Source organism: Bradyrhizobium cytisi (assembly GCF_008123515.1).
GTDB lineage: Bacteria > Pseudomonadota > Alphaproteobacteria > Rhizobiales > Xanthobacteraceae > Bradyrhizobium > Bradyrhizobium cytisi.
This window is the reverse complement of sequence record NZ_VSSR01000058.1, coordinates 68417-77630: the sequence shown is the minus strand read 5'-3', so window position 1 is coordinate 77630 and position 9214 is coordinate 68417. Positions and strand designations below refer to the sequence as shown.

7 protein-coding genes are annotated in these 9214 nt (G+C 64.3%); all 7 read right to left on the bottom strand.

What is annotated here, in order from left to right; translation table 11 throughout:
* Positions 1-34 precede the first annotated feature (34 nt).
* Complete coding sequence (locus tag FXB38_RS30620; protein WP_148754707.1) at positions 35-1345, bottom strand: ABC transporter substrate-binding protein; 1311 nt, start codon at positions 1343-1345, stop codon at positions 35-37.
* Positions 1346-1611: 266 nt separating this feature from the next.
* Complete coding sequence (locus FXB38_RS30615) at positions 1612-2562, bottom strand: sugar-binding transcriptional regulator (protein ID WP_148754706.1); 951 nt, start codon at positions 2560-2562, stop codon at positions 1612-1614.
* 6 nt (positions 2563-2568) lie between these two features.
* Positions 2569-3225, bottom strand: a complete 657-nt coding sequence (locus FXB38_RS30610) for an HAD family hydrolase (RefSeq protein ID WP_148754705.1) — start codon at positions 3223-3225, stop codon at positions 2569-2571.
* 208 nt (positions 3226-3433) lie between these two features.
* Complete coding sequence (locus tag FXB38_RS30605; protein ID WP_246230249.1) at positions 3434-4798, bottom strand: amidohydrolase family protein; 1365 nt, start codon at positions 4796-4798, stop codon at positions 3434-3436.
* Between the two features lie 85 nt (positions 4799-4883).
* Positions 4884-6260 (bottom strand): uracil-xanthine permease family protein, encoded by a 1377-nt coding sequence (locus FXB38_RS30600; RefSeq protein WP_148754703.1) that lies wholly within the window; start codon positions 6258-6260, stop codon positions 4884-4886.
* A 156-nt stretch (positions 6261-6416) separates the two neighbouring features.
* Entirely contained in the window at positions 6417-7607 is a 1191-nt protein-coding gene (gene mmsB, locus FXB38_RS30595) for a multiple monosaccharide ABC transporter permease (RefSeq protein ID WP_148754702.1), read from the bottom strand.
* Positions 7604-9181 carry a multiple monosaccharide ABC transporter ATP-binding protein gene (mmsA, locus tag FXB38_RS30590; RefSeq protein WP_148754701.1) on the bottom strand — a complete coding sequence of 526 codons (1578 nt, stop codon included), beginning with the start codon at positions 9179-9181 and terminating at the stop codon, positions 7604-7606. Before mmsA ends, mmsB begins: the two co-directional genes overlap by 4 nt.
* Between the last annotated feature and the right edge of the window lie 33 nt (positions 9182-9214).

Genomic DNA, 9214 nt, shown 5'->3' with positions numbered 1-9214 from the left:
TGGCCGCAAGTTTGAGCTCAGGGAGAGCTCGGGTCTACTTGATGTAACCGGCGCGCTTCATCTCGCGTTCGGTCGCTGTTTGCGCGGCGGTGAGTGCCGCATCGACCGTCATCGATCCGGCAAGTGCCGCGGAGAATTGCTGACCGACCTGCGTACCGATGCCCTGGAATTCAGGGATCGCGGCATACTGCACGCCGACGTAAGGCACGGGCTTCACGGTCGGCTTGTTCGGATCAGCCGCGTCGATCGAGGCCAGCGTCATCTTGGCGAAGGGCGCGGCCTTCAGGTAGTCAGGATTCGTGTAGAGCGAGGTGCGTGTACCCGGCGGCACGTTGGCCCAGCCCTCCCTCGAGGCCACGAGCTTGGTGTAGTCCTTGTTCGTCGCCCAGGCGATGAACTTCTCGGCGGCTTCAGTCTTCTTCGAGCCTGCGGGGATCGCGAGGCTCCAGGCCCACAGCCAGTTGGCGTTCTTGCCGAGCCCGGTGTTGGGCGCGAGCGCGAAGCCGACCCTGTCGGCAACCGTGGACTGACTCGGGTTGGTGACGAAGGACGCCGCCACCGTCGCATCGATCCACATGCCGCACTTGCCGGCGTTGAACAGCGCCAGATTTTCATTGAAGCCGTTCGAGCTCGCGCCGGGAGGGCCAGCGTCCTTCATCAGATTGACGTAGGTCGTGAGCGTCGTCTTCCATTCCGGCGTGTTGAACTGCGGCTCCCACTTCTCATCGAACCAGCGTGCGCCGTAGGAATTGGCCATTGCCGAGAGGAAGGCCATGTTCTCGCCCCAGCCGGCCTTGCCGCGCAGGCAGATGCCGTAGACGCCGCCGTTCTTGTCGGTGAGCTTCTTGGCAGCATCGATCACGAACTCCCAGGTCGGCTTTTCCGGCATCTTCAGGCCGGCCTTCTCGAACAGATCGGTCCGGTACATGATCATCGAGCTCTCGCCGTAGAACGGCGCGGCATAGAGCTTGCCGTCGACGGAGACCGCATCCTTGATCTTCGGCAGGAGGTCGGCGACGTCATAATCGGCGCCGAGATTGGCGAGCGGCACCAGCCAGCCCTTCTTGGCCCAGATCGGCACCTCGTAGGTGCCGATGGTCAGCACATCGAACTGGCCGCCCTTGGTGGCGATGTCGGTGGTGACGCGCTGGCGCAGCACGTTTTCCTCGAGCGTCACCCATTTCACCGAAATGTCGGGGTTCGCCTTGGTGAATTCGCTGGTCAGGCCCTGCATGCGGATCATGTCGCCATTGTTGACGGTGGCGATCGTCAGGGTCGTTTCGGCCATCGCGGGGACGGCAAGCAGTACGGACGCGCCGCAGACGGCGCCCAAAAATTGTTTCACGGTGACCTCCCTAGCCCGCGCTTTTGAGCATATGCCCACGCGTTGGGCGTATGTTCGGACGAGGGGCGGCGCTTGTCAAGCAGGCTCGCAGCCTTCCCCGCAACTTATGAGTGCTGCGGTGCGGCAACCTTTCCGTCATGCCCCGCGAAGGCGGGGCATCCAGTAATCCGTGCAGTCAGTTGGTTTGCCCCAAGCTGGGCCGCGGCGTACTGGATCATCCGCTTTCGCGGATGATGACAGCGGCTCAAGCGGCGAGACAGCCCGCCCTACCGCTCCAGGATCGCCCTTGCGGTGGCCTCGTCGGTGATCAGGCCGTTGATCAGACCCCCGTTCAACGCAGCCGCGATCGCCGGCACCTTGGCCGCACCGACCGCGGCGCCGATGGTCGTGGTCTTGGCCGGGACCTCCGGCGGAATGCTGGTGAGGCGCTTGTTGGTGCCGGCCTTGAGCACGCGTCCCTTGGAATCATAGGCCCAGCCGGTGATCTCGCCGATGGCGCCCTGCCGCATCATCTCGAACAATTCATCGCGCGTGACGAAGCCATCGACATGGACCTGCGCCTTCTGGTCCATCTGGCCGATGCCGACGAGGCGTAAGTCCGCCTTGGCCGCCACCGCCTTGACCTTCGCGATCGGCTCGATCCGCACCATCTTGTTGCGCTCGTCCTCCGACGACATCAGGAACGGCAGCGGCATCGGGTAATGCCGCGCACCGGTGCGGTCGGCGAGCCGGCCGACGGTGTCATAGAAGCTCGCCGAACCGTCGGCGGAGATGTTGCCGACCAGCGAGACGATCTGGTGGTTGGGCCGGTCGATCGGCGTGACGCGCTCGACGGCGGCGCGCACCGCCCGCCCCGTGCCGAGCGCGACGATGACAGGCGTCTCCGAGCGTAGCGTCGCGTCCAGCAGATTGGCGCAGCGCTCGGCGATGCCGGCGGTGGCCTGAGGCGCCGCAGGATCGGCCGGCACCACCTCGCAATAGCTAAGGTCAAACCGCTCCTTCAGCTGCGCGGCCAATTCCATGCAGGCAGCGATCGGATGTTCGAGCCGGAACGTGATCAGCCGCTCGGCGAGGCACAGCGACACCAGCCGCTGCGCCGAGGCGCGCGACACCTGGAGCATCTTTGCGATCTCGTCCTGGGTGTGGCCGGCAATGAAATAGAGCCAGCCGGCACGCGCGGCGTCGTCGAGCCTGGATTTTTCGTTCTCGACGGCCATGCGGCCTCACGCCTCCCAGAATTCGCTCATGCGCGCGAAGACCCGATCGGCTCCGGCGGCGGACAATATAGCGCGGCCATCGCGCGCGCGATAATGGTCACCGCCGACAAATCCCCAGACCATCATGCCTGCCGCCTTGGCAGCCTGCACGCCGCTGACACTGTCCTCGATCACCAGCGTGCGCGCGGGATCGGCCTGCATTTTCACGGCAGCGTGAAGAAAGAGATCCGGCGCCGGCTTCCCGCGCCTGACCATCTCTGCGGTGTAGAGCCGGTCGCCGAAATGCCGCGCGAGGCCGGTGACGTCCAGCGACAGCGAGACGCGGTCGAGGTCGCTCGACGACGCCACACAGCGCGGCGTCTCCAATTCGGACAGAACCGCGCCGACGCCGGGGATCGGCTGGAGCGCTCCCGCAAAGGTCTCGAGCACGCGCGCCTTCAGGCCCGGAAAGAAATCGTCAGGCAGGGTGTGCCCGAGATCGCGATAGTGCTGCTCGATCGCCTTGGTGCTGCGCCCGAGGAAGAGTTCGAGCGCCTGCTCCACACTGAGCTGAAGGCCGAACTCCGCCAGAACCTCGGAGAGGCAGCGGCAGCTCAACAACTCGCTGTCGACGAGCACGCCGTCGCAATCGAAGATGATCAGATCGGGCTTGCCTGGATCCATCGCCGCATTCGATCATATACTCACTGACTGGGCAATAGCTCAGCCACTGGCCGATCTGTCGAGGACTATCAGGGTACGTCAAGCGACGCGCGCCCATTTCCTCCGCGCAACATCGAGCAAGCGAGAATGGGCACGGCGCAAATGCACCTTTGTCCGGCAGACGCGCACCGCCGGTATCGATCATCGGCGACTATGCCTGAAGACCGCCCTAACGCTTCCGTTCGAGCTCGGCGGCCCGATGCTTCTGCGAAACCGGATGAATGCGCTGGATCGGAGCGCGAGCGACCGCATCGCGGGCGCGGCGCGCGATCTCATGCATCAGGGCGCGGCCGTCCCAATCGACCGGCCATCCCCGCCAGAGCCGCAAGCGGCCTGCGACAAACACTGCCACGATCTGGTCGCGGTTGCCGAGCCGCACCAGTTCCCACGTCAGATCCCAGGACGGGCTGAACTCCGGCACATCGATGTCGACGAGCAGAAAATCCGCGGCAAGGCCGGGCGCGATCGCGCCGGTGACACCGGCGAGTCCCGACGCGTCCGCGCCTCGCTGGGTCGCGTGCTCGAGCCAGGTCCAACCACCGCCACAGGATGAGTCGCCGTTGGCAAGCCCGAACGCAAGCCTCTGCGCAGCCTCGGCCGCATCGACCAGACGGAAGGCGTCGCTGCGCGTGCCGTCGGTACCGATGCCGAAGCGAATGCCGAGGGTCGCCATCAGCGTCGCCGGCGCCACCGCATTGCCCTTCCATTGCGAGGCAACGGGATTATAGGCGACCGCCGTATTGGTTTCCCGCAGCATTGCGAGTTCCGTGGGCGTGACCAATGTGCCGTGGGCGATCAAAACATGCGGGCCGAGCACGCCCAGATCGTAGAGGTATTCGAGCGGACGTCGTCCCACCTGCGTCAGCGAACGCTCGACGGCAGCAAGATGCTCGTTGACATGACTCTGGAATACTGCGCGAGAACGCGCAGCCAGGAACGACGTCTCGCGCAGCATGTCGGCGGTGGCGGCCTCGGGAATCGAGATTGCCAGCGATGGATGCACCAGACTGTCGGCGCGCCAGCGTGCGAGATGCGCTTCCGCGCGAGCCAAGATCGTGTCGCGATCTGCCGCCGCCCCGCCGCCACCAAGATCGTTGCAAATGAAGCCGAGGACACAGCGCAGGCCGGCTTCTTTGGTGGCCTTTGCGACCGCCGCAACGCTCCCCTCGGCGCGCGTGCCTGCATCGACCACCGCGGTGAAACCACCACGCAGCGACTCCAATGCCGCGGCCTTGGCGGTGAGGTAGACGAGCTCGTCGTCGAGCACGCCTTCGAGCGGCACCCAGATGCGCCGGAAAATCTCCGACGGTTCGCCGAAGGCCAGCGCCTTGCCAAAGGTCTGGGTCAGATGGTGGTGCGCATCGACGAAGCCGGACATCAAGAGCTTGCCCGGCAGCAGCAGCTCGGCGAGACCGGGATGACGCGCGCGGACCTGCATCCGCGGGCCGACGTCTGCGAACTTGCCGCCGCTGACGACGACCGCATGGTCCGGGACGGGCCCCTCGCCGAGCATCAACTGGTCCGGGGCCAGCATCAGTTCTCCGGCGGTCAACTGGTCCGGACTGAGATCGGGAGGCATGACTGAACCTAGACTGGTTTGGAGCGACGAGCGGAAATCGTTACTCGGCCGCCGCTTGCGTGTCGGGCGCAATTGGATCGGCAAGTTCGCCGGCGGGCTCTGCGTGGCCGAAGGCAAATTTCGGGCGGACATGATGGAACAGGATGTTGAGGAGCACCGCGACGACGGTTCCGGCGGCAAGCCCGTTGCCAAGGATCATCTGCACACCGGCGGGAAATTTGCTGTAAATGCCGGGCACCAGGATCGGCAGCAAACCGACTGCGAGCGCAGCAGCGAGCGTGAATAGGTTGCCGTGCTCGCGCAGATCCACCTTGCGCAGCATATCGATGCCCATCACCGCGATGATGCAGAATACGATGATCGCGGTGCCGCCGACGACGGCGCCGGGGATCGCGTTGACCAGCCGGCCGAGCGGCGCCAGCAGGGCGATGACGAGCAGGATGATCCCGCTCGTCGCGGTCACGTAGCGCGAGCGCACGCCGGTGGCGCGGACGATACCGATATTTTCGCCGCTGGTGATGATGAGCGACGTCCCGAAGCATCCCCCCAACAATGAGATCAGCGCGTCGCCGCGAATTGTCTTCGGCACATCGTCACGCGGCACGATCTCCTTGCCGACCACATCCGCTATCGCCACCGTCTGTCCCGTGGCTTCCGCCATAGAGATGATGCTGAAGACAATCAGCGGCACTGCCGAAACGATGTCGAAGTGCGGCACTCCAAACGGAAACGGCTGCGGCAAGGCAATGACGGGACCCGACAGGATGCCGTCGACACTCATATTGCCGGTCAACGCGGCAGCGATCGTCCCGATCAACAGGCCAAACAGGACGGACAACTGCCCTGCGATGCCGGTGAACAAGCGCGCGAATATCAGCGTGAAGCCGACCGTGCATAGCGCCAGGAGGACGCCCTTCGGAGCTGCGAAATCCGGTGAACCAGGCGTGCCGGTGATGATGCCACCATATACCTTGACAAGGTTGATGGCGACGAGCAGCAGCATCGTACCGATGACAAGCCTCGGGAAGTAGATCACGCAACGCGCGAACACGGGCAGAAACACAAAATAGAATAGCGCCGTGAGGATGACCGCGCCCGACGCGGTCTGGATGTCGGTCTGCTGCGCGATCGTAAGAAAGATCACGATCGGAGCACCGCCCGGCACCATGATGAACGGCAACCGCGCACCAAACCTAAACGGGCCGATGCTCTGCAACAGCGAGCCGAGCCCGCACATCAGAAACGTGGCGCTGATCAGGTTGACGGTGAGGTCAGATGACAGATGGAGCGCCCTGCCGACCAGAAACACGGCGGTGATCGGCGAGGCCGCCATCACAAGCACATGCTGCAGCCCGAGCAGGATGAGCCGAGACACCGGCAGGACTTCGTCGACGGGATCGGTAACGGCAGCGGGCATCTCACGGGTCCTTGCAATCCCGCAAAACGAAGCAAATGTTGTGCCGCCACTCGGTGGTATTGCCGTGTTCTGGCCGAAGCGTGACCTAGGCCCCGCATGACTGGCGGACGTCAGCCGACGACCCGTCCGACATCCATCGCCACCCGATACCGCCCCTCACCGTCGCTGATTATACACGTCGATGCACACCGCCCCGAGCAGCACCAGTCCTTTGATCACCTGCTGGTAATCGATGCCGATGCCGAGGATGGACATGCCGTTGTTCATCACGCCCATGATCATGGCGCCGACCACGGCGCCGCCGACGCGCCCGACGCCGCCATAGGCCGAGGCGCCGCCGATGAAGCAGGCGGCGATGACGTCGAGCTCGAAACCAAGGCCCGCTTTCGGGGTTGCGGTGTTGAGGCGCGCGGCAAAAACCAGGCCGGCGAGCGCGGCCAGCGCGCCCATGTTGACAAAGGTGAAGAAGGTCAGCCGCTCGGTCTTGATACCCGACAGGCCTGCAGCCTTGGCGTTGCCGCCGACGGCATAAATCTGCCGGCCGATCACGGTGCGGCGGGTGACGAAGCCATAGAGCGCGATCAGGGCGCTCATGATGACCAGCACGTTGGGCAGGCCGCGATAGGTCGCGATCAGATAGGTGAAGTACAGCACCGCACAGGCGAGCACGACGCTCTTGCCGAGGAAGAACGCGTAGGGCTCAACCTCGATGCCGTGTGAGACCTCACGCGTGCGGCTCTTGGCGCTGGCATAGACCAGCCCCAATGCCAGTACCGCGCCGATCAGCATCGAGGTCGGATGCAGCGTGCCGGCCTCGGGCAGCACCTCCGGAATGAAGCCCGACGACAGCTTCTGGAAGGTCGACGGAAACGGCCCCAGCGACTGGCCCTGCAAAACGGCAAGCGCAAGGCCCTTGAACACCAGCATGCCGGCCAGGGTCACGATGAAGGACGGGATCTTGAAATAGGCGACCCAATAGCCCTGCGCGGCGCCGATGGCCGCGCCGACCGCGAGGCAGATGATGAAGGCGAGCGTGTAGTCGACCTTGTAGGTCACCATGAGGAGAGCGGCGACCGCACCGACGAAACCCGCCACCGAACCGACCGACAGGTCGATATGGCCGGTGACGATCACCAGCAGCATGCCCAGCGCCATGATGACGATGTAGCTGTTCTGTAACACCAGATTGGTCAGGTTGAGCGGCTGCAGCAGCGTGCCGCCGGTCATGACCTGGAAGAACAGCATGATCGCGATCAGCGACATCAGCATGCCGTAGTTGCGCAGATTGTTCTTGATGAAGCTGCCGTGCCGGCGCTCCTCGGGCAGCGAAACCGTCTTGTCGGTCATGGCTGCGATCCTCCCATCTCCGCGGCCTCGACCGCGCCGTTTCCATTACTTCGTTCGTTGCGCATGATGGCGCGCATGATCTTTTCCTGTGTCGCCTCAGCGCCCGGGAACTCGCCCACAAAGGCGCCGTCGTTCATGACGCAGATGCGGTCGCAGATGCCGAGCAGCTCTGGCATCTCCGAGGAGATCACAACCACGCCGCGGCCGGCTTCCGCAAGCTCGTTGATGATACAGTAAATCTCGTATTTGGCACCGACGTCGATGCCCCTCGTCGGCTCGTCCAGAATCAGGACCTTGGGGTCGGTCATCAGCCATTTCGACAGCACGACCTTCTGCTGGTTCCCGCCGGAGAGCTGGCCGGTCTCCTGGTAGACGTCGGAACAGCGGATCCGCATGCGGCTACGGTAGTCGCTGGCGACCTTCAGCTCGGCGATGTCGTCGATCACCCGCCCCGGCGCGACCTGCTTGAGGCTTGCCAGCGTAATGTTCTTGCGGACGTCGTCGGCCAGGATCAGCCCGAGCTGCTTGCGGTCCTCGGTGACATAGGCAAGGCCGGCGTCGATCGCGGCGGCAACGCTCGTCAGCGCGATCTCGTGGCCTTCGAGGGCGATGCGGCCGCTGACATTGGTGCCCCAAGACCGGCCGAACAGGCTCATGGCGAACTCGGTGCGGCCGGCGCCCATCAGCCCGGCGATGCCGACGACCTCGCCGCGCTTGACGCCGAAATTGACGTTCTTGATCACCTGCCGATCGGGATGAATGGGGTGATAGACCGACCAGTTCGAAACCTCGAGAACGGGCTCGCCGATCTTGGCGCTGCGCTCGGGGAAGCGATGGGCGAGATCGCGATTGACCATGCTGCGGATGATGCGGTCTTCCTGGATCGGCTCGGCCCGGCAGTCGATGCCGTCGACGGTGCGGCCGTCGCGCAGCACGGTGATGTGGTCGGCGACGCGGGCGACCTCGTTGAGCTTGTGCGAGATCAGGATCGAGCCGATGCCCTGCTCGCGGAATTTCATAAGGCGTTCCAGCAAGGCGGCGCTGTCGGCCTCGTTCAGGCTCGCGGTCGGCTCGTCCAGGATCAGCATCCGGACGCGCTTGGACAGCGCCTTCGCAATCTCGACCAGCTGCTGCTTGCCGACGCCGAGATCGGTGATCAGAGTATCCGGCGATTCCTTCAGCCCGACCTGCGCAAGCAGCTCGCGCGTCCGCCGGTACACCTCGTCGCGATCGATCACGCCGAGCTTCGACGGCGGATGCGACAGGAAGATGTTTTCCGCGATCGACATCAGCGGGATCAGCGCCAGTTCCTGGTGGATGATGATGATGCCGAGCGCTTCGGAATCGTTGATGTCGCGGAAGCGGCGCTCTTCGCCTTCGAAGACGATGGTGCCTTCGTAGCTGCCCGCCGGGTAGACGCCGCTCAGCACCTTCATCAGCGTCGATTTGCCGGCGCCGTTCTCGCCGACAAGGGCGTGGATCTGGCCGGCCTCGACCGAGAAGTTGACGTCGCGCAGCGCCTGAACACCGGCAAAGCTCTTGCTGACGTTGCGCATCTCCAGCATGGCGGTCATGATTTTCGTCCTCGATCGATGCTAGTTCCCTCT